This is a genomic window from Kitasatospora sp. NPDC023118 (assembly GCF_055560875.1).
This window is the reverse complement of sequence record NZ_JBVHHW010000010.1, coordinates 62,721-83,243: the sequence shown is the minus strand read 5'-3', so window position 1 is coordinate 83,243 and position 20,523 is coordinate 62,721. Positions and strand designations below refer to the sequence as shown.

The window sequence follows — 20,523 nt, the reverse complement described above, 5'->3', positions numbered from 1 at the left end:
GCGAGCCCGCCGACCAGTCCTGAAGGCCGACTCGGTGCACCGCCGCCGGCAGCTCCCGGTCCGGGCCGGGAATCTCGGCAAGCCGGGGTCGAATCGCCGGACCAGCGCCGAGTCCAAGCCGATCACCTTTCGGCCGGAGGCGGCTGTCGGAAGGCACACCGGAGGAATCCCTTCCGGACCGTTTCGGGAATTGCGGCGGCTTCATTTCACCGCAACACGGGCGTTACAGAAGAATGAACCGAAGAACGGACAAATGCGGCCCGAAGTGGACCGGCCGTACCGCATTCTGAGAGGCTCCGCCCCAGTCCCCGCGCTGTTGATACGATCCCGGCGGACCGCGACTGGCGCGTACGGGTGGAATAAACCATCGGGAAGCGGTCCCGTGAATCCTCACGTCGACGTGGATCCGCACGTCGAGTTGCCGAGCGCCTGGGCCGCCCGCATCCCCGCCAGGAGACCGCCATGGCCCAGCCCGAGCAGACACCCCACACCGCCGCCGCCCCCGCGGCCGACACCGCCTTCCGCAGCGCCCTGGACGTCGTGGCCGGCGTCGAACCGCGGATCGCCGCCGCCATCGGCCAGGAGCTGGCGGACCAGCGCGCCTCGCTCAAGCTGATCGCCAGCGAGAACTACGCCTCCCCGGCCGTCCTGCTCGCCATGGGCAACTGGCTCAGCGACAAGTACGCCGAGGGCACCGTCGGCCGCCGCTTCTACGCCGGTTGCCGCAACGTCGACGCCGTCGAGGCCATCGCCGCCGAGCACGCCCGTGAGCTGTTCGGCGCCGAACACGCCTACGTCCAGCCGCACTCCGGCATCGACGCCAACCTCACCGCCTTCTGGGCCGTCCTCTCCCAGCGGGTCGAGAGCCCGGCCCTGGAGCGGGCCAAGGTGCGCAACGTCAACGACCTCACCGAGCAGGACTGGGCCGAGCTGCGCCAGGAGTTCGGAAACCAGCGCATGCTCGGCATGTCCCTGGACACCGGCGGCCACCTCACCCACGGCTTCCGGCCCAACATCTCGGGCAAGATGTTCGAGCAGCGCAGCTACGGCACCGACCCGGCCACCGGCCTGATCGACTACGACGCGCTGCGCGAGACCGCCCGCGAGTTCCGCCCGCTGATCCTGGTGGCCGGCTACTCGGCCTACCCGCGGCTGGTGAACTTCCGCAAGATGCGCGAGATCGCGGACGAGGTCGGCGCGACCCTGATGGTCGACATGGCGCACTTCGCCGGCCTGGTCGCGGGCAAGGTGCTCACCGGCGACCACGACCCGGTGCCGCACGCCCACATCGTCACCACGACCACCCACAAGTCCCTGCGCGGCCCGCGCGGCGGCATGGTGCTCAGCACCGCCGAGCTGGCCGAACACGTCGACCGCGGCTGCCCGTTGGTGCTCGGCGGCCCGCTCTCGCACGTCATGGCCGCCAAGGCCGTCGCCCTCGCCGAGGCCCGCCGTCCCGAGTTCCGGGCCTACGCCCGCGCCGTGGTCGACAACGCCCAGGCACTCGCCGAGGGCCTGCTGCGCCGCGGCGGCAAGCTGGTCACCGGCGGCACCGACAACCACCTGGTGCTCGCCGACGTCTCCGGCCATGGCCTGACGGGCCGTCAGGCCGAGGCGGCGCTGCTGGAGTCGGGCATCGTCACCAACCGCAACTCCGTGCCGCTGGACCCGAACGGCGCCTGGTACACCTCGGGCGTGCGCCTGGGCACCCCGGCCCTGACCACCCGCGGCCTGGGCGTCGCCGAGATGGACGAGATCGCCGCCCTGATCGACACCGTGCTACGCGCCACCGCCCCCGTCACTGGGGCCAACGGCAGTCCGTCCAAGGCGAATTACGTTCTCGACGAGTCCCTGCGGGACGGCGTCGCCAAGCGCGCCGCCGACCTGCTCGCGCCGTTCCCGCTCTACCCGGGCGTCGACCTGGTCTGACCCGACCCGGGGCTGCCGAATCCCGGTTCGGCAGCCCCGGCCCAGTCCGCTCGGTGCGGTGCCGGTCCCACCCGGTCGGTGTCGCTCCGGTCCAACCCGGTCAGTACTGCAGCGACTTGTACTGCAGGAACTCCTCCAGCCCGTGCCGGCCCAGTTCACGGCCGAGGCCGGAGCTCTTGTAACCGCCGAACGGCGCCATCGGGTTGAACCGGCCGCCGTTCAGGTCGACCTGGCCGGTGTCGAGGCGGCGGGCGAAGGCGGCGGCGGTGTCGGTGTCCGCGGCCCAGACGCCGCCCGCCAGGCCGTAGACCGTGCCGTTGGCGATCTCGGCGGCGTGGTCCTCGTCCCGGTAGGGGAGGATCGACAGCACCGGGCCGAAGATCTCCTCCTGGGCCACCGTCATCTCCGGGGTGACGTCGGCGAGTACGGTGGGGCGGACGTAGAAGCCGGCCGGCAGCTCGGGCAGCGGCTCCGGGCCGCCGGCCACCACCCGGGCGCCCTCGGCCACCGCGTTGTCCAGGTAGCCGCGCACCCGGTCCAGCTGCCTGGCGTTGACCAGCGGGCCGATCCGGGTCTGCGGGTCGGTCGGGTCGCCCGGGACGTACTTCTCGGCGGCCTTGGCCGCGATCGCGACCGCCTCCTCGTATTGGTCCTGGTGCACCAGCAGCCGGGTCCAGGCGCTGCAGGTCTGGCCCGAGTTGGCGAAGACGTTGGCGACGTTCACGTTGACCGCGCGGACCAGGTCGGCGCCCGGCAGCACCACGTTGGCGGACTTGCCGCCCAGCTCCAGGGCGACCCGCTTCAGACCGCGCCCGGCCGTCTCGGCGACCTGCCGGCCGACCGCGGTGGACCCGGTGAACGACACCACGTCGACCTCCGGGTGCGCCGCGAGCGCCGCACCTGCCACCGCGCCGGTACCGGTGACCAGGTTGAACACGCCGGCCGGGAAACCGACTTCGTGCACCAGGCGGGCGAACAGCCGGGCCACCAGCGGGGTGTCCTCGGCCGGCTTGAGGACCACGGGGCAGCCGGCCGCCAGCGCCGGGACGACCTTGGCCACGATCTGGTGCAGCGGGTAGTTCCACGGCGTGATCGCCGCGACCACCCCGGCCGGCTCGGCGAGCACCACCGAGTTGCCGATCCGCTCCTCGAAGGGGTGCTCCGCGAGCAGGGTCAGGTAGGAGGTGGCCACGGCCAGCGGCAGCCCGGCGTGCACGGCCCCGGCGAAGCCGACCGGGGCGCCCAACTCGGCGACCACGGTCGAGGTGATCTCCCCCTGGGCGGCGGCGATCCCGTCCCGCAGCCGGGTCAGCAGCGTGAGTCGCTCCTCGCGGGTGGTGGCAGCCCACCCCCGGGCCGCCCGGCGGGCCGCCGCCACCGCGGCGTCGACGTCGGCCGCCCCGCCCGCCGGCACGGTGGCGATCACCCGCTCGGTGGCCGGGTCCAGTACGGCGATCGACCCGGAGTCCCCGGAGGGCCGCCAGGCGCCGTCGATGTACTGGTCGCCGTACTCCGCGTACTCCTGCACAGATCGTCCTCTCAGCTGGTCGGCCGCTTGACCAACAGTGCTGGTCAAAGGTCAGTCAAGGCGGCCGAGCGGCCGCGCGCAAGAGCCAATCCGGTCGGGTGGGCCGGGCGGTTACCTCGGGGCGAACCGCGCGGTGTACTCGTCGAACGGTTCGATCCCGACCTCCGCGCGGCGCTCGTCCAGCCGCTCCGGGTCCTCGCACGGCCACGGCACCGGACGGCCGTCGGCTACCGCGCCGATCTGGGTGCCGTAGCGCTGCTCGCGCCCCTCGTTGACGGCCAGCCGGTCCTGCAGGAACGCCAGGTCCCGGGCGCTCGCCGCGCCGCTCGCCACGGCCTCCGTCATCAACGCCACCGCCCGTCGCTGGACGTCGAGTTGACGGTCAGCGTGCTGCGCCACCAGCCAGGCCGCCCGGGCCGCCTCGGCGCCGACGCGCTGCTCGGTCGGCCAGCCGCGCTCGGCCATCATCTCCGCGAGCCGGTCGCCGTGCCGGGCGGTGAGCCGCCGCCAGACGGCCTGTTCGGCCAGGTCCGGACTGTTCGCCAGCCGGGCGTGGGCGCTGTCCTCGGCCATCATCGCGATCAACTCTGCCGCGAAAACGGAATTCTGACTGTCAGTCTGGTCCTGCTGCACTGCCGTCATGTCGATCCGCTCCTCGCTTCCGGGCCCTCTGGTCGGGCCGCCCGCCACCACCGTAGGTGCGGAAACCGCGACGAAGATCATTCCTTGGACTGGTGACACGGCACAGTCGGTGGCACAGAATGGATGTACGCCAGTCGCCCGGCCGCGATCGTCTCCGGCCGCGATGCGACAGGTTCGGCAATTGATGCGGTCAAGGTCTCCTCAGCGCCCGGAGAGCCGCTGTAGATTGCAGCGAACTCCGTGGTGGGGCCTACTGTCGGTGGAGGGTCGACTCGCGCACGGCCGGCGATCCGGCGCGTCCCCGTGGCCGGGAGGGCCGCCACCGCGCCGAGGCGAGGCTCAGAATCCGCAGGTCATCCGTACCGCTAAGGAGCATCCCGTGACCGACACAGCATTGAAGGGCGAGTCGCAGCAGCCCGTCGAGCCGGCCGTGTTGGACGACGTTCCGGGGTGGTTCTGGGATCACGACCGGCACTCCTTCGACTGGTTCTTGGGGCGGCAGGAGAAGAAGGGCGTCACCGGCGACCTGCTGGAGATGGGCGCCTACCTGGGCCGCAGCGCCATCGTGATCGGCGAGCACCTCCAGCCAGGCGAGACGTTCACCGTCTGTGACCTCTTCGACTCGGACGCGCCCGACGGCGAGAACTCCGAGGAGATGGCCGTCTCCTACCGGAAGACCCTGACCCGTTCGGCCTTCGAGTCCAACTACCTGTCCTTCCACGACGAGCTGCCGGAGATCATCCAGGCTCCGACCTCCGTGCTCGCGGGCGGGCGGATCCCGGCCGGGGCGTTCCGCTTCATCCACATAGACGCCTCGCACCTCTACGAACACGTGGTGGGCGACCTCCAGGTGGCGCGGATCGCGCTCCAGCCACAGGGCGTCGTGGTGCTGGACGACTACCGCGCCCAGCACACCCCCGGCGTCGCCGCCGCGACCTGGGAGGCGGTGTTCAACCACGGCCTCAAGCCGATCATGCTCACCGAGTGCAAGTTCTACGGCACCTGGGGCGACCCGGAGCCGTTCCAGCGCGAGCTGCTCGACCGGGTGGACCTCGCGGCGGGCTGTCACCTGAGCGCCGAGACTCTGAACAGGCAGCAGCTGCTGCGGATGACCGGCGGTTCCGAGGGCATCCGGCCGTTCCGTCCCTCGCGCCACCAGAAGCGACTGGCCTCCGCGGCCGCCACGCGCTGGGCGGAGGAGGGCCGTCAGGCGATCCGGATCTCTCAGGACGAGGCCGCGCTCGACCTCGCCGCCCGCCGCGCCCGCGCCGCCGAGGCGCGCCGCCCGGCCAACGTCGCCAAGCGCGCCGCCCGGGACCTGCTCCCGCCGGTCGTCACCTCCGCCATCCGCCGCGCCCGCCGGGGCTGACCGCGAACGGCTGACAGCTGTCAGGCGGCAGCCGGCGAACAGCAGTCGACAGGTGACAGCTGACAGGTGACGGATGACGGCAATCAGAATTCAGATAACAGAGTTCAGATAACAGATGTCAGACTCTGTCATCTGAACCTTGTCAGCCGCACCCCGCCGCCCCACCCCTGCCCCGTACAAACCCCGAAGGGCCGGTCGGAAAACCCGACCGGCCCTTCGGTTTCAGTTGAGCACTCAGACCCGCGAAGGCTCCGCAGCCCCGGCAGCGTCGGCCGACGCCGCGGCCTCCTCGGCTGCCAGCTCCCGGCGCACCTCGTCCAGCGAGGGGTTGTTCCAGGCGCTGGCGACGCCCCAGTAGTAGAACGCCAGACCGATCGCGGCCACGATCAGCAGGTCCCAGCCCTCGGGCAGGTAGCCCTGACCGCCGAAGTCGGTGCTGCCGGCCCAGGAGATCCCGGCCATCACGAACAGGTAGGCCACCATCCAGGCGCCCGCCTTCAGGTGCGGCTTCAGCTCGACGAACGGCTTGCGCAGCTCGTACCAGGCCCAGATCGGCAGACCGGCGGCCATCAGCAGGATGACCTTGCCGGTGAGCGGCCAGCGGGCCCAGTACAGGACCAGCGAACCGAAGACCATCGCGATCGGCGCGATCACCGGCATGGCCCGCAGCCGGACCGGCCGCTTCAGGTCCGGGGCGAGGCGGCGCAGCGCCATCACGGCGACCGGGCCGGTGATGTACGAGATCACGGTGGCCACCGAGACGATCTCGGCCAGCGAGCCCCAGCCGCGGAAGACAGCGAGGAACAGGAAGGCGACCACGAGATTCAGCAGCAGCGCCGGCCGCGGGATGCCGGTCTTGGCGTCGACCTTGCCGAAGACCTTCGGCAGGTGGCCGTTCTCCTGCACACCGTGGATCATGCGCGAGGTGGTGGCGGCGTAGATCATGCCCGTGCCGGAGGGAGAGATGAAGGCGTCCGCGTACAGCAGGATCGCGAGCCAGTTCATGCCCCAGGCGATCGCCAGGTCGGCCAGCGGCGAGGTGTACGCGAGGCTGCTCCAGCCCTTGGACAGGTCACCGCTCGGGATGGCGCCGATGAAGGCGATCTGCAGCGCGACGTAGATGACCAGGGCGATCAGGATCGAGCCGATGACGGCCTTCGGCAGCGACTTGCCCGGGTTGCGGGCCTCACCGGCGAGGTTGAGCGGCGACTGGAAGCCGTTGAAGGCCCAGACGATGCCGGAGACCGCGACGGCAGTGAAGACCGCGCTCCAGCCGTTCGGCGCGAAGCCGCCGGGGTTGCTGAAGTGGGCGGTGTCGAAGTGCGCGAAGAGCAGCGCACCGGCGGTCACCGTCGGCACGACGACCTTGAAGACGGTGATCGCCGTGTTGGTCTTGGCGAACAGCGTGATCGCGAACCAGTTGAGGACGAAGTACACGATCAGCAGCACACTGGCGAGCGCCACACCGCTGACGGTGAGCTCCTTGCCGTCGTACAGGCCCTTGGCCCAGCCGAAGTGCCAGGAGCTCATGTACTGCACGGAGGCGGTGGCCTCACCCGGGATGACCGAGACGATGGCGATCCAGTTGGCCCAGGCCGCCAGGTACCCGGCCAGCGAGCCGTGCGAGTACTGGCCGTACCGGACCATGCCGCCGGCCTTGGGGAACATCGAGCCCAGCTCGCTGTAGGTGAGGGCGATGGTCAGCGCCACGGCGGCGCCGATCACCCAGGCCAGGATCGAGGCGGGGCCGGCCAGCTTGGCCGCCCGCTCGGCGCCGAACAACCAGCCGGATCCGATGATCGACCCCAGCCCGACGGCGGTCAGGCTGATCGTGCCGAGCGATCGACGGTAGTTCTGATGTGATGCCGTCGAGGATTCATGCTCACTCAACGTATCGGTCCTCTCGCTCGGGGTTCATCGGGTGGTGTCGGAGCTTTTACGGTTTTGAGTCGGTATTCCGGACAAACCCCTGAAGCCTATGGTTCGAAATGGGGCGAATACCTCAGAGGAAGCTCAAACCGCCCGATCGTTGCCATCTCGTGTCCGGTTTCCGGACAGGGCGGTCCCCGTGGAGAGATCGACGCCACACTGCCGACGCAGTGGATCGACGGCCGAGTCGGGGAAGTCGAACCGGGAAAAAGGAAATTCCCCGCGGGTTCCTTTCGGATCCCACGGGGAATTCGGCTGTGTCCGAGGGGGGACTTGAACCCCCACGCCCGATAAAGGGCACTAGCACCTCAAGCTAGCGCGTCTGCCATTCCGCCACCCGGACGGGGTGTGTGCTCCGGGGGTTTTTTCTCTCGCCCCCTCGGCGGCAGAGAGAACATTACCAGGGTTCTGGAGTGCTTCTCACCTGCGTTTCCTCGGTCCGGCGACGGGAGCTCCGTCCGGCCGCGCGGCCCATGGGGATGCGAGGCCTGGCCGGACTGGCTGGGACGGCTCGCCAGGGCGCTCGAACCCTGGCCGAAGCGGTGGCGAGCGCGAAGCAAACGGTCGGTTTCGGTATCGCGAGCGATCGCCACGGGTCGGAACCGATCCGACACGGGCAAGTTGTCGACGGTGCCGCGGCCGCGACGACCGCTCTCCTAGCCTCTGTGGACCGAGGGCGCCATGAGCGGATCGCCTGATTCCCGGGTCGCGGACGAAGGGCGGCTGGACGTGGAGCAGATCAGCGGAACGGCGGAGGCCGAACCGAGACGCGGCGGCCAGGACGGCGCGCGCACCGACGCCGGCCGCGCGGTGAACCGGCCCGAGCAGCCCGAGCAGCCCGACCAATCCGAGCAGCCCGAGCAGCCCTATCGGCCCGAGAAACCCGGGCTGCCCCATCGACCCGAGCAGTCCGAGCAGCCCGACCAACGGGGCCAGCCAGGCCGACCCGCGAGCCCCGAGCCGAAACTCCACGGGAAGCCCCTCCGGAAACCCCACGGGAACCCCGACCGGAAGGGCGCGGGCGGCCCCACCACCGAGGGCGTCTGGCGCTTCCGGGTGCCCGCCGTCGAGGCCTCCGTGCCGCGCACCCGGCACGCGGTACGGGACTGCCTGCTGGCCCAGGGCATGGCCGGGGTCCGCTACCAGGAGCTGGTGGACGACCTGCTGCTGATCGTCTCCGAGCTGGTCAGCAACGCGGTGACGCACGCGGCCGAGCTGTCACCCGAGGTGACGACCGAGCTGTCGGTGCGCCGGGGCTGGGTGCGGGTGTCCGTGGAGGACGGCGATCCGTACCGGCCGAAGGCCCTGGAGAGCGACACCGGCCGCACCGGCGGGCGTGGCCTGCTGCTGGTGAAGAGCGTGACCCTGCAGGCCGGCGGGGTGTGTGACGTCGAACGCACGGGGGAGGGCGGCAAGGTCATCTGGGCTTCGCTGCCCGTCCCCCCGGAGCCCGAGCACTGACCGGCCCGCCCGCCCGGACCGGACCGGACCGACGGTCCTACCAGTCCCGCCCGGCGATCTCCCGGATCCCCGGCAGCGCCGCCTCGAAGACCGTCTCGAACCACACCGAGAACGGCCGCTCGGCCCGCAGCTCCCGCAGCTCCTGCGCGGTCACGAAGGCGAAGTCGTCCACCTCGTCCGGGTTGGGTTCGACCGGAGCGGTGACCAGGCCCACGAACAGGTGGTTCCACTCCCGCTCGATCAGCCCGGAGGCCTCGTCCGGCAGGTCGTAGCGGACCGTCCCCGCCTCGCAGAGCAGCGCCGGTGCGACGCCCAGCTCCTCGGCGGTGCGCCGGGCGGCGGCCACGAAGGGCGGCTCGTCCGGGTACGGGTGCCCGCAGCAGGTGTTCGACCAGACGCCGGGGGAGTGGTACTTGCCGAGGGCCCGGCGCTGCAGCAGCAGCCGGCCCTGGCGGTCGAAGAGGAACACCGAGAAGGCCCGGTGCAGCCGGCCCGGCTGCTGGTGCGCCCAGAGCTTCTCGGCGGTGCCGATCGTGACGCCCTCGTCGTCGACCAGTTCCAGCAGGATCTCGGTACCCGCGGCGGCGGCGGACAGGCCCTGTGGGTCGACCGGCACGTCTGTCTCCACGTTGAGACCGGTGTCGATCTCGGCGTCGAAGTGTGTGGGTTCGGTCGGCAGACTCTGGGGCATGAGGCCTCTTTCGGGGGCGGGAGCAACGGAAGCATCGGGTGCGTCGGGTGCATCGGGTGGAGTGCAGCGGACACAGCGGGGGCACCGGCGCCGGCGTCGGGCTCCAGTCTGCCGTATGGGTGGCGGTCCGGACGGGTCCCACGCACAACCGGGCGGATCATGACCCGCGGGTGTCCCGATCCGGGCAAAGAAGGGTCCAGGACGCCCCCGGAAGGGTCATTTCATTCGCAGAACCGTTCGGAACGCGTTCGGAGGCCGTTCGATCACGGCTCGGTCACCCTGCCGTCACCACACCGCCACCGGGCGCGTTCGGGTGGATCGCCCCGGTCGCCTACCATCACATACGACACGCTGCCCGGATCTGTGCCGGTACCGGCGCGCCACCGCCCGGCTGGGTCGAACACCGGCCCGGCGCACCCGAGCGCCGCCGACCCGTTGGCACATCCCGCGCGCGCAGCACGACGCACGACGGATCAGGAGACCCCGCATGATCGGCCTCGTTCTGGCAGCCGGCGCCGGCCGCCGGCTGCGCCCGTACACCGACACCCTGCCCAAGGCACTGGTGCCGGTCGACGGGGAGCGGACCGTCCTGGACCTCACCCTGGGTAACTTCGCCGAGGTCGGACTGCGTGACGCGGCGATCGTCGTCGGCTACCGCAAGGAGGCGGTGTACGACCGCAAGGACGCCCTGGAGAGCAAGTACGGGGTCAGGCTCCACCTGGTCGAGAACGACAAGGCCGAGGAGTGGAACAACGCCTACTCGCTCTGGTGCGCCCGCGAGCTGTTCTCCGAGGGCCTGCTGCTGGCCAACGGCGACACCGTCCACCCGGCCTCCGTCCAGCGCACCATGCTGGAGGGCAACCAGCGCCTCGTCGAGGACGGCCGGGCCCCCGGCATCCTGCTCGCCCTCGACACGGTGAAGAAGCTCGCCGACGAGGAGATGAAGGTCGTCGTCGACCCGGCCGCCGGCATGCGCCGCATCACCAAGCTGATGGACCCGGACGAGGCGACCGGCGAGTACATCGGCGTCACCGTGATCAACCCCGCCGCGGCGGCCGACCTGACCGACGCGCTGCGCGCCACCTACGAGCGCGACCCGCAGCTGTACTACGAGGACGGCTACCAGGAGATGGTCGACCGGGGCCTGCGAATCGACGTGCAGCCGATCGGCGAGGTGTCCTGGGTCGAGGTCGACAACCACGACGACCTGGCGAAGGCCCGGGAGATCGCGTGCCAGTACTGACCCGACTGGTTCCGTCGCCGCTGTTCGCGGAGATCCGCCCGGGCGCGCTGGACGCGCTCGGCGGCATCCTCGCGGACCAGCGGCTGTCGGCCTCGGGCCGGATCGCGGTGGCGATCAGCAACGGCTCCGGCGCCGCGATGCGCGAGCGCCTGGAGTCGGCCCTGCCCGGCGCCGACTGGTACAACGTGGACGACGGCAGCCTCGACAGCGCGGTCCGCTTCGCCGAGGAGATGCGCGGCAAGCACTACGACGCGGTCGTCGGCCTCGGTGGCGGCAAGATCATCGACGCCGCCAAGTACGCCGCCGCCCGGGTCGGCCTGCCGGTGGTCGCGGTCGCCACCAACCTCGCGCACGACGGCATCTGCTCGCCGGTCTCCACCCTCGACAACGACGCCGGCCGGGGCTCCTACGGGGTACCCAGCCCGATCGGCATCATCGTCGACCTGGACGTGATCCGGCAGGCCCCGCGACGCTTCGTGGCGGCCGGCATCGGGGACGTCGTCTCTAACATCTCGGCCTGCGCGGACTGGGAGTTGTCGCACGCCGTCACCGGTGAACCGGTGGACGGACTGGCCGTGGCGATGGCCCGCTCGGCGGGCGAGAACCTGCTGCGGCACCCGGGAAGCACTCAGGACCAGGACCTCCTGACGGCCCTCGCGGAAGCCCTGGTACTGTCCGGCATCGCGATGAACATCGCGGGCAGCACCCGGCCCTCCTCGGGCGCCTGCCACGAGATCTCGCATGCCCTGGACGTGCTGTACCCCAAGCGTTCCGCCCAGCACGGCGAACAGGTGGGCCTCGGCGCCGCGTTCGCCAGCTTCCTGCGGGGCGAGCGCGAGCTGACCGGTCTGATCGTGGAGCGCCTGGCGCGCCACGGACTGCCGGTGACCGCCGCTCAAATGGGTTTCAGCGATGCGGAGTTCACCGAGGCGGTGCACTACGCTCCAAACACCCGCCCGGGCCGCTACACCATTCTGGAACATCTCGACCTCTCCCCTTCCGCAATCAGGGACGCGTACGCCGACTATGTCCAAGCCGTCAACAGCTGACCCCTCCACCGCGGGCGCGCGGCCCCCGGTGGACCTGACCCGCCGGCCCTCGATCGAGGAACTGCGCGCGGTGATCCACCCGGAGGGCATGCTCCAGCGCCGCAGCGCCGAGCACTGGGCCGGGCGCCTGTACATGCGGAAGATCTCGCTGCGGATCACCCGCGTGCTGTCCACCATGACGGCGATCACGCCCAACGGCCTGACGTACCTGATGATGTTCACCGGCATCCTGGCCGGTGCCGCGCTGGTCGTCCCGGGTATCGCCGGCGCGATCCTGGGCGCGCTGCTGATCCAGGTCTACCTGCTGCTGGACTGCGTGGACGGCGAGGTGGCCCGCTGGCGCCGGCAGACCTCGCTCACCGGTGTCTACCTGGACCGGGTCGGCCACTACATGTCCGAGGCGGCCCTGCTGACCGGCCTCGGCCTGCGCGCCACCGACCTGCTGCACCGTGAGGGCCACGGCTCCCACTGGGAGTGGGCGTTCCTGGGCACGCTGGCCGCGCTCGGCGCCATCCTGATCAAGTCCGAGACGGACCTGGTGGACGTAGCCCGGGCCCGCAGCGGCATGACGGCCGTCGAGGACAGCGCCTCGGTGCCGCGCTCCTCCTCGGTGGCCAAGGCGCGCCGAGCGGCCTCCTTCCTGAAGTTCCACCGCCTGGTCGGCGCGGTCGAGGCCTCGCTGTTCATCCTGGCGGCCGGGGTCGCCGACGCCGTGCACGGCGGGCTGGTCTTCACCCGGGTCGCGGTCGTGGTGCTGGCGGCCATCGCCATGCTGCAGACCGTGCTGCACCTGCTGAGCATCGTCCTGTCGAGCAGGCTGCGATGACCGGGCGGAGCGAGTTCGTGATCGAAGGCCGCGCGTGGGCCCACGCCCTCGCCGAGTGGAGCGGGGCGGGCGCATGACCACTTCCATCACCGCGGAGAGCTTCCGCCTCGGTGTCGTCATCATCACCATGGGCAACCGGCCCGCCGAGCTCAACGCCCTGATCGAGTCCGTCCACGCCCAGGAGGGCCCGGCCGTCGAGCTCGCCGTGGTCGGCCAGGGCGTCGAGCTGCCCCCGCTGCCGGAGGGCGTGCGCACCGTCGAGCTGCCGGAGAACCTCGGCATCCCGGGCGGTCGCAACGTCGGCATCGAGCTGTTCGGGCCGGATGGCCGGGACGTGGACGCCGTCCTCTTCCTGGACGACGACGGGCTGCTGCCGCGCACCGACTCGGCCCGGCTGCTGCGCGAGGCGTTCACCGCCGACCCGGAGCTGGGCATCGTGTCCTTCCGGATCGAGGACCCCGACACCGGCGTCACCCAGCGTCGGCACGTCCCCCGGCTGCGCGCCAGCGACCCGATGCGCTCCTCCCGGGTGACCACCTTCCTGGGCGGTGCGAGCGCCGTGCGCTGCAAGGTGTTCGAGCAGGCCGGGCAGCTGCCCGCCGAGTTCTTCTACGCCCACGAGGAGACCGACCTCGCGTGGCGCGCGCTGGACGCCGGCTGGGCCATCGACTACCGGGCGGACGTGGTGCTGCACCACCCGGCGACCTCGCCGGCCCGGCACGCCGCCTACTTCCACAACGTGGCCCGTAACAGGGTCTGGCTCGCGAGGCGGAACCTTCCGGCCCCGTTGGTGCCTCTCTATCTGGGAACCTGGTTTCTGCTGACCCTGGCCCGACGCCCCTCCGCCGAGGGATTGAAGGCCTGGCTGGGCGGATTCCGGGCGGGCCTGCGTGAACCCTGCGGTCCGCGCAAGCCCATGCGATGGCGTACCGTCTGGCGACTGACCAGGATGGGACGACCTCCGATCATCTGATTGGATCAGGTGATCGATCGCCACGGCCGGTGACCACACACCGGCCGGAATCCCCCCGTGATCCCAGTGGATCCCCATCGGCGCAAGGCCGGCGGACCCCCGCCGACCGGCCGCCCCGACCGATCCCGCGTGAAGGACGAATGTGTCGACAGTGAGTGAACCCGTCAGCCTCTCAGCCCCGAGGGGGGCGGACGCGGGCCTGACCCCCAAGCAGCTTGCGGACAAGTACGGTCTGTCGGTGAGCGGCGCCCGCCCCGGCCTGTTCGCCTACACCAAGCAGCTCTGGGCCCGGCGCCACTTCATCTGGGCCTTCGCCACCGCCCGCCTGGTGGCCCAGTACACGGACGCCAAGCTGGGCCAGCTGTGGCAGGTCGTGACCCCGCTGCTCAACTGCGGTGTCTTCTACCTGGTCTTCGGCGTGATCCTGAAGAGCAAGGACGGCTTCCCCGAAGGCACCTACATCGCCTGGCTCTGCATCGGCGTCTTCGTCTTCCAGTTCACCCAGAACGCGGTGCAGTCTGGCACCCGGGCGATCTCCGACAACCTCGGCCTGATCCGCGCGCTGCACTTCCCGCGCGCCAGCCTGCCGATCGCCTTCACCGTGATCCAGCTCCAGCAGCTGCTGATCTCGATGGTGGTGCTGGTCATCACCGTGCTGGGGGCCGGCATCGCCCCGGGCAAGACCTGGCTGCTGATCATCCCGGCGCTGCTGCTGCAGACGATGTTCAACACCGGCGTCTCGCTGATCTTCGCCCGGATCGGCGCCAAGACCAGTGACATCTCCCAGCTGATCCCGTTCGTGATGCGGGCCTGGATGTTCCTGTCCGGCGTGATGTTCAGCATCCAGGACCGGGTCCACAGCTGGCCGCACTACATCCAGGTGATCTGCAACATCAACCCGGCCTCGGTCTACATGGACCTGCTCCGGCACGCGTTCGCGCCGATCATCTACAACAAGCACCAGCCCGTGCACCAGTCGCTGCCGCCGCACCAGTGGACGTACGGCATCGCCTGGGCGGTCGGGATGTTCGTCATCGGATACGTCTTCTTCTGGAAGGCCGAGGAGGAGTACGGCCGTGGCTGACACCGATCTGAGCAAGCGCGACACCGTGGCGGACACGAAGGTCGCCCGCGAGCCCACCGTCGTCGTCGACGACGTGCACATCGTCTACCGGGTGCACGGGGCCGGCTCCGGCAAGGGCAGCGCCACGTCGGCGCTGAGCCGCATCGTCAGCCGCAAGCGCGCCGCCGGCGTGCGCGAGGTGCACGCGGTCAAGGGCATCAGCTTCACCGCGTACAAGGGCGAGGCGGTCGGCCTGATCGGCTCCAACGGCTCCGGCAAGTCGACCATGCTGGCCGCCATCGCGGGCCTGCTGCCGACCGAGAAGGGCGGCATCTACACCAACGGCCAGCCCTCGCTGCTGGGCGTCAACGCGGCCCTGATGAACGAGCTCACCGGTGAGCGCAACGTCGTCCTGGGCTGCCTGGCGATGGGGATGTCCCCGGCCGACGTGCGGGCGCGCTACCAGGACATCGTCGACTTCTCCGGGATCAACGACAAGGGCGACTTCATCTCCCTGCCGATGCGCACCTACTCCTCCGGCATGGGCGCCCGGCTGCGCTTCTCGATCGCCGCCGCCAAGACCCACGACGTGCTGCTGATCGACGAGGCACTGGCCACCGGTGACCAGGCCTTCCAGCAGCGCAGCAAGAAGCGCATCGACGAGCTGCGCGGGTCCGCCGGTACGGTCTTCCTGGTCAGCCACGACAACAACTCGATCCGCGAGGTCTGCGAGCGGACCATCTGGATCGAGGCCGGCGAGCTGGTCATGGACGGCCCGACCGAGGAGGTCGTCGGCCGCTACGAGCGCGGCGAGCGCCCGTAACCCGCGGTCGGGCAGAACCTCCGGCTGTGAAAGGGTCGGCCCCGGAATGCTCCGGAGCCGGCCCTTCGGCATGCGGCCACCGGTACCTCGGGTGGCCCGCCGCCGCGGGGGTGAGCGCCCCCGTGCGCGGGCGGGGCGCTCTTCTCGGGCGCGGCCCGTGGTGTCAGGCTGTAGGCGCGGGGGTGCTGTGTCGTGCGTGACGCCCGCGCTCGGACGCGTGTCCGAGTCGGACCGGTGATACCCAGCGGTGTAGAACGGGGGAGTGACTGCAGTGTCGGCTTCGGCCCAGCCCAGAGATACGCCGGTGAACCCCTCCGAGGGACAGACCCTGGAGAAGGCGGGTGCGGAGAACTTCCCGGTCGCCCCGTTCTTCGTGCCCGCGGCCTGGCGGGACGACCTGATGAGGGTCTACGGCTTTGCCCGGCTGGTCGACGACGCCGGCGACGGGGACCTGGCCGACCCGGCCGCCACCGCCACCCTGCTCGGGATCGAGCAGCGGCCCCCCGTCACCCGTTCGGATCAGCCCGGTCCGCCGAGCCCGGCGGAGGTCGCCTTCCGGCTCGCCCTGCTCGACGGACTGGAGCACGACCTCGACCGGGTCTTCGAGACCGCCCTGCGCCCCGGCGGCGCCGACCGGCCCCGCCACCCGCTGATGCAGGCGCTGGTCCCGCTGGTCGACCGGCGCGCCCTGACCCCCGAGCCGTTCCGCCGTCTGATCGAGGCCAACCGGGTGGACCAGACCACCGCCCGCTACGCCACCTACGACGACCTGATCGGCTACTGCACCCTCTCCGCCGACCCGGTGGGCCGCCTGGTGCTGGCCATCGCGGGCGCCTCCACCCCCGAGCGGCTCGCGCTGTCGGACGCCATCTGCAGCGGCCTCCAGGTGGTCGAGCACCTGCAGGACGTCGCCGAGGACCTCTCCCGCGGCCGGATCTACCTCCCCACCGAGGACCTGGAGCGCTTCGGCGTCACCGAGGCCGATCTCGCCGCCCCCAGCGCGAGCGGAGCGGTGCGGGAGCTGATCGCCTTCGAGGCCGAACGGGCCCGCACCCTGCTCGACCGCGGCGCACCATTGGTAGGTACGGTTCGGGGGAGGCTTCGACTGCTCCTGGCGGGATTCACCGCCGGCGGCTACGCGGCCCTGGCGGCCGTCGAGGACGCCGGGTACGACGTACTCGCCCAGCAGGCGAAGCCGGACAAGCGCCGCCTCGCAGCGAAGGCGGCGGCCATTTTCGCGAAGGGAAGGTGAACGCCCGAGTGGCGGCATCACCACTGGCGTCGGCCCAGGTCATGGCGGCGTACCGGTACTGCGAGGCAGTCACCGGCATGCAGGCGCGCAACTTCAGCTACGGCATCCGGCTGTTGCCCGAGCCCAAGCGGCTGGCCATGTCGGCCCTGTACGCCCTGGCCCGCCGGGTGGACGACATCGGCGACGGCGACCTCCCGGACGACCGCAAGGCCGAGGCGCTGCTGCGCACCCGGGAACTGGTGGACGAGGTCCGCACCGGGGTGGTCGCCGAGGACGACACCGACCCGATCAAGGTGGCCCTGGCCGACGCGGCCCGGCGCTTCCCGATCCCGCTCGGCGGATTCGACGAACTGATCGACGGCGTCGAGATGGACCTCAAGGGCGCCGAGTACCAGACCTACGAGGAGCTGAAGGTCTACTGCCGCTGCGTGGCCGGCGCGATCGGCCGGCTCTCGCTGGGCGTGTACGGCTGCGACGACCCCGAGCGCGGGGCGCGGTACGCGGACACCCTGGGGCTGGCCCTGCAGCTCACCAACATCCTGCGCGACCTGCGCGAGGACGCCCTGAACGGCCGCACCTACCTGCCCGGCGAGGACCTGGTCCGGTTCGGCTGCGAGCAGGGCTTCGCGCTGCCCAAGCCGCCGGTCGGCGCCGACTTCACCGGCCTGGTGGCCTTCGAGGCCGCCCGCGCCCAGGCCGCCTTCGAGGAGGGCCTGCGGCTGCTGCCGATGCTCGACCGCCGCAGTCGCGCCTGCACCGCCGCGATGGCGGGGATCTACCACCGGCTGCTCGGCCGGATCGCCGCCGACCCGGAGTCGGTGCTGCGCGGCCGGGTCTCGCTGCCGGGCTGGGAGAAAGCGTACGTGGCGCTTTCCGGGCTCGCCGGGGGGCGTTCTTGATTCTCGCCACAGTTCTGTCACGCTGTGTCAGCGGGGAATCACCGGGTAAAGCCGTGCTGACCACGACCGTGTGGACCACGGCAGCGCCGACCGCCAGCGTGCCGGCCACAGCGACCGCCGCCGCGCGGTCCAGCGACTTCGAGGGGGAGGTCCGATGACCGGGCGAGCCGATGCCGCGCGCCCGGCCGCCGTCGTGGTCGGTGGCGGCCTGGCCGGGATCACCGCCGCACTGCGGCTGGCCGAGGCCGGCCACGAGGTCACCCTCGCGGAGGGGCGGCCCCGGCTCGGCGGGCTGGCCTTCTCCTTCCAGCGCGGCGAGCTGACCGTCGACAACGGCCAGCACGTCTACCTGCGCTGCTGCACCGCCTACCGCGGCCTGCTGGAGCGCCTCGGCGCCACCCGGATGACCCACCTGCAGGACCGCCTGGACGTCCCGGTGCTCTCCGCCACCGGCCCCGACACCGCCCCGGTGCGCACCCTCGGCCGACTGCGCCGGGCCGGCCTGCCCGTCCCGCTGCACTTGGCCGGCAGCCTCGCCCGCTACCCGCACCTGTCGCCGGCCGACCGAGCCCGGGTGGTCCGCGGCGCGCTCGCCCTCAAGGGCCTGGACCTCGACGACCCGGCGCTGGACCGGCTCTCCTTCGGTGACTGGCTGCGCCGCAACGGGCAGAACACCGCCACCACGGCCGCGCTGTGGGACCTGGTCGGCGTCGCCACCCTGAACGCCCGGGCCGACCAGGTGTCGCTGGCGCTCGCCGCCAAGGTGTTCAAGACCGGTCTGCTCTCCGACCCGGGCGCCGCCGACATCGGCATCGCCGCCGTCCCGCTCGGCGCGATCCACCACGACCTGGCGCTCGCCGAACTGGAACGCGCCGGCGTGAAGGTGCTGCTGCGCGCCCGGGTCGCGGAACTCAAGCCGGCCGCGCCCCAGCACGCCGTCCGGCTGGACGGCGGGGAACTGCTCGCCGCCGACACCGTCGTGCTGGCCGGCGCCCAGGACAGCGCGGCCGCCCTGCTGCCCCCGGGCGCCGTGACCCAGCGGCTGGCCGACTTCGGTACCGCGCCGATCCTCAACGTGCACGTGGTCTACGACCGCAAGGTGCTGCGCCGGCCCTTCTTCGCCGCGCTCGACTCCCCGGTCCAGTGGGTCTTCGACCGCACCTCCCACTCCGGCCTGGCCGGCACCTCGATCGGCCGAGCCCACCCGGGCGCCCAGTACCTGGCGCTCTCGCAGTCCGCCGTCCAGGACGAGATCGACCTGCCGGTGGCCGAACTGCGCCGCCGCTACCTGCCCGAGCTGGCCCGGCTGCTGCCGGCCGCCGCCGGGGCCGAGGTGCTGGACTTCTTCGTCACCCGGGAGCGCACCGCCACCTTCGACGGCGCCCCGGGCACCGCCGCGCTGCGCCCGTCGGCCGCGACGGCCGTCCCCGGCCTGCTGCTGGCCGGTTCGTGGACGGCCACCGGCTGGCCCGCGACCATGGAGGGTGCCGTGCGCAGCGGCCACGCCGCCGCCGACGCCGCGCTCGCCGCGGCCGGCGTCCGGGTGCCGGTGGACCGGGGCGACGGGAGGTGGCCCAGGTGACGGCGGGCCCCTCGGCCGGAGAGCCCGCCAGAGCCGACGGGCGTACTGTCGGCCGCATCGGCCCGATCGGCCGCACCGACACCGTTCGCTTCGGTACCACCATCGACACCAGCCGCACCGACAGCACCCGGCCGCCCCGTGCGGTCCGGCACCACGAGGGAGAGGGAACGCACGTGGAGTCACGCACCGGCTTCGCCGTCGGAGGCACGGCGCACGCCGAACCGGTCTCGGTGCCGGAGCTGCTCGCCCGCAGCCGAACGCTCTGTACCCCGCCGCTCCGGGCTGCCGTCGCCCGTTTGGCCGCACCGATGGACACCGTCGCGGCCTACCACTTCGGCTGGATCGACCGGGACGGCGTCCCGGTGGAGGGGGACGGCGGCAAGGCGGTGCGTCCGGCGCTGGCGCTGCTCTCCGCCCAGGCCACCGGTGCGGCGCCCGAGGTGGGTGTGCCCGGTGGGGTCGCCGTTGAACTGGTGCACAACTTCTCCCTCCTTCATGATGATCTGATGGACGGTGACGAGACCCGGCGGCACCGGGCCACCGCCTGGACGGTCTTCGGACCGGCCCAGGCGATCCTGGTCGGCGACGCCCTGGCCACGCTCGGCACGGAGGTGCTGCTCGACGCCGCGGCGACCGGAGGCACGAGCTCCGCCGACGCCACGCGTGCCGTCCGGCTGCTCACCACCGCGACCCGCCGGCTGATCGACGGCCAGGCCATGGACGTCGCCTTCGAGCAGCGCGACAGCGTCACCGTCGCCGAGTGCCTGGAGATGGAGGGCGGCAAGACGGCGGCGCTGCTGGCCGCCGCCTCGGCGATCGGCGCGGTGCTGGCCGGGGCCGACGACAAGGTGTCCGACGCGCTCCAGCGCTACGGCCACCACCTGGGCCTGGCCTTCCAGGCGGTGGACGACCTGCTCGGCATCTGGGGCGCCACCGAGGTCACCGGCAAGCCGCACTGGGGCGACCTGCGCCAGCGCAAGAAGTCCCTGCCGGTCGCCGCCGCACTGGCCGAGGGCGGCCGGGCCTCGCGCCGGCTGGCCGAGGAGCTGGCGGACCCGAAGGGCCGGGGCCTGGAGAGCGAGCCCGAGCTCGCCGCCCGGGCCGCGCTGATCGAGGAGGCCGGCGGCCGGGCCTGGACCCAGGAGGAGGCCCGCCGCCAGCACACGACTGCCCTCGCCGCCCTGGACGAGGTGCCCATGTCCGACGCGGTGCGCGAGCACTTCGTCGCACTCGCCGAATTCGTGGTGGTACGAGAGAGGTGACG

Annotated in this window: 17 protein-coding genes, 1 tRNA gene and 1 riboswitch; of the genes, 13 read left to right on the top strand and 5 right to left on the bottom strand. The window is 71.6% G+C overall.

From position 1 onward, the window contains the following. The first annotated feature begins 327 nt into the window (after positions 1–327). Positions 328–442, top strand: a riboswitch (ZMP/ZTP riboswitch). 20 nt (positions 443–462) lie between these two features. Then, positions 463–1,929, top strand: coding sequence for a glycine hydroxymethyltransferase (locus ACZ3UD_RS15155; RefSeq protein WP_465586518.1), 1,467 nt, complete (start codon positions 463–465; stop codon positions 1,927–1,929). A 100-nt stretch (positions 1,930–2,029) separates the two neighbouring features. On the opposite strand, the gene ACZ3UD_RS15150 is transcribed toward ACZ3UD_RS15155, so the two are convergent. Together ACZ3UD_RS15150 and ACZ3UD_RS15145 are read right to left on the bottom strand one after the other, a co-directional pair. Continuing rightward, positions 2,030–3,457, bottom strand: coding sequence for an aldehyde dehydrogenase family protein (locus ACZ3UD_RS15150; protein ID WP_465586516.1), 1,428 nt, complete (start codon positions 3,455–3,457; stop codon positions 2,030–2,032). 111 nt (positions 3,458–3,568) lie between these two features. Next, positions 3,569–4,099, bottom strand: a complete 531-nt coding sequence (locus tag ACZ3UD_RS15145) for a DUF6624 domain-containing protein (protein WP_465586514.1) — start codon at positions 4,097–4,099, stop codon at positions 3,569–3,571. 379 nt (positions 4,100–4,478) lie between these two features. Between ACZ3UD_RS15145 and ACZ3UD_RS15140 the strand changes: the two genes are divergently transcribed. Beyond that, complete coding sequence (locus ACZ3UD_RS15140; protein WP_465586512.1) at positions 4,479–5,468, top strand: class I SAM-dependent methyltransferase; 990 nt, start codon at positions 4,479–4,481, stop codon at positions 5,466–5,468. A 234-nt stretch (positions 5,469–5,702) separates the two neighbouring features. Here ACZ3UD_RS15140 and ACZ3UD_RS15135 read toward each other — a convergent pair whose 3' ends face one another. After that, positions 5,703–7,358 carry an APC family permease gene (locus ACZ3UD_RS15135; protein WP_465586510.1) on the bottom strand — a complete coding sequence of 552 codons (1,656 nt, stop codon included), beginning with the start codon at positions 7,356–7,358 and terminating at the stop codon, positions 5,703–5,705. Between the two features lie 297 nt (positions 7,359–7,655). Next, positions 7,656–7,740 (bottom strand) — tRNA-Leu (locus ACZ3UD_RS15130). 713 nt (positions 7,741–8,453) lie between these two features. On the opposite strand from ACZ3UD_RS15130, the gene ACZ3UD_RS15125 reads away from it, so the two are divergent. Beyond that, positions 8,454–8,858, top strand: a complete 405-nt coding sequence (locus tag ACZ3UD_RS15125) for an ATP-binding protein (RefSeq protein ID WP_465586986.1) — start codon at positions 8,454–8,456, stop codon at positions 8,856–8,858. Positions 8,859–8,895: 37 nt separating this feature from the next. On the opposite strand, the gene idi is transcribed toward ACZ3UD_RS15125, so the two are convergent. Next, entirely contained in the window at positions 8,896–9,549 is a 654-nt protein-coding gene (gene idi / locus ACZ3UD_RS15120; protein WP_465586507.1) for an isopentenyl-diphosphate Delta-isomerase, read from the bottom strand. A 487-nt stretch (positions 9,550–10,036) separates the two neighbouring features. Between idi and ACZ3UD_RS15115 the strand changes: the two genes are divergently transcribed. The 10 genes from ACZ3UD_RS15115 (at position 10,037) to ACZ3UD_RS15070 (ending at position 20,521) form a co-directional block, all read left to right on the top strand. Further along, the gene (locus ACZ3UD_RS15115) at positions 10,037–10,792 is read left to right on the top strand and encodes a phosphocholine cytidylyltransferase family protein (RefSeq protein ID WP_465586503.1); all 756 of its coding nucleotides are present in this window, start codon (positions 10,037–10,039) and stop codon (positions 10,790–10,792) included. Further along, entirely contained in the window at positions 10,780–11,841 is a 1,062-nt protein-coding gene (locus tag ACZ3UD_RS15110; RefSeq protein ID WP_465586500.1) for an iron-containing alcohol dehydrogenase family protein, read from the top strand. The genes ACZ3UD_RS15115 and ACZ3UD_RS15110 overlap by 13 nt, the downstream gene beginning before the upstream one ends. A gap of 88 nt (positions 11,842–11,929) precedes the next feature. Continuing rightward, positions 11,930–12,667 (top strand): CDP-alcohol phosphatidyltransferase family protein, encoded by a 738-nt coding sequence (locus tag ACZ3UD_RS15105; RefSeq protein WP_465586983.1) that lies wholly within the window; start codon positions 11,930–11,932, stop codon positions 12,665–12,667. A 73-nt stretch (positions 12,668–12,740) separates the two neighbouring features. Then, positions 12,741–13,640 carry a glycosyltransferase family 2 protein gene (locus ACZ3UD_RS15100; RefSeq protein WP_465586497.1) on the top strand — a complete coding sequence of 300 codons (900 nt, stop codon included), beginning with the start codon at positions 12,741–12,743 and terminating at the stop codon, positions 13,638–13,640. Between the two features lie 142 nt (positions 13,641–13,782). Further along, positions 13,783–14,724 (top strand): ABC transporter permease, encoded by a 942-nt coding sequence (locus ACZ3UD_RS15095; protein ID WP_465586494.1) that lies wholly within the window; start codon positions 13,783–13,785, stop codon positions 14,722–14,724. After that, positions 14,717–15,526: an ABC transporter ATP-binding protein gene (locus ACZ3UD_RS15090; protein WP_465586491.1), complete on the top strand. Its 810-nt coding sequence runs from the start codon at positions 14,717–14,719 to the stop codon at positions 15,524–15,526. The genes ACZ3UD_RS15095 and ACZ3UD_RS15090 overlap by 8 nt, the downstream gene beginning before the upstream one ends. Before the next feature lie 304 nt (positions 15,527–15,830). Beyond that, complete coding sequence (hpnC, locus tag ACZ3UD_RS15085; RefSeq protein WP_465586488.1) at positions 15,831–16,778, top strand: squalene synthase HpnC; 948 nt, start codon at positions 15,831–15,833, stop codon at positions 16,776–16,778. 41 nt (positions 16,779–16,819) lie between these two features. Then, positions 16,820–17,677 carry a presqualene diphosphate synthase HpnD gene (hpnD, locus tag ACZ3UD_RS15080; RefSeq protein ID WP_465586980.1) on the top strand — a complete coding sequence of 286 codons (858 nt, stop codon included), beginning with the start codon at positions 16,820–16,822 and terminating at the stop codon, positions 17,675–17,677. 154 nt (positions 17,678–17,831) lie between these two features. Further along, positions 17,832–19,259 (top strand): hydroxysqualene dehydroxylase HpnE, encoded by a 1,428-nt coding sequence (gene hpnE / locus ACZ3UD_RS15075; RefSeq protein WP_465586486.1) that lies wholly within the window; start codon positions 17,832–17,834, stop codon positions 19,257–19,259. A 173-nt stretch (positions 19,260–19,432) separates the two neighbouring features. Further along, positions 19,433–20,521 (top strand): polyprenyl synthetase family protein, encoded by a 1,089-nt coding sequence (locus ACZ3UD_RS15070; protein WP_465586484.1) that lies wholly within the window; start codon positions 19,433–19,435, stop codon positions 20,519–20,521. Positions 20,522–20,523: the final 2 nt, after the last annotated feature.

Excerpts from the sequence above, each read along its gene's own strand:
- ACZ3UD_RS15155 (WP_465586518.1), top strand. The coding sequence starts at position 463 with ATGGCCCAGCCCGAGCAGACACCCCACACCGCCGCCGCCCCCGCGGCC.
- ACZ3UD_RS15145 (WP_465586514.1), bottom strand. The coding sequence starts at position 4,099 with ATGACGGCAGTGCAGCAGGACCAGACTGACAGTCAGAATTCCGTTTTC.
- idi (WP_465586507.1), bottom strand. The coding sequence starts at position 9,549 with ATGCCCCAGAGTCTGCCGACCGAACCCACACACTTCGACGCCGAGATC.
- ACZ3UD_RS15115 (WP_465586503.1), top strand. The coding sequence starts at position 10,037 with ATGATCGGCCTCGTTCTGGCAGCCGGCGCCGGCCGCCGGCTGCGCCCG.
- ACZ3UD_RS15105 (WP_465586983.1), top strand. The coding sequence starts at position 11,930 with ATGCTCCAGCGCCGCAGCGCCGAGCACTGGGCCGGGCGCCTGTACATG.
- ACZ3UD_RS15100 (WP_465586497.1), top strand. The coding sequence starts at position 12,741 with ATGACCACTTCCATCACCGCGGAGAGCTTCCGCCTCGGTGTCGTCATC.
- hpnD (WP_465586980.1), top strand. The coding sequence starts at position 16,820 with ATGGCGGCGTACCGGTACTGCGAGGCAGTCACCGGCATGCAGGCGCGC.
- hpnE (WP_465586486.1), top strand. The coding sequence starts at position 17,832 with ATGACCGGGCGAGCCGATGCCGCGCGCCCGGCCGCCGTCGTGGTCGGT.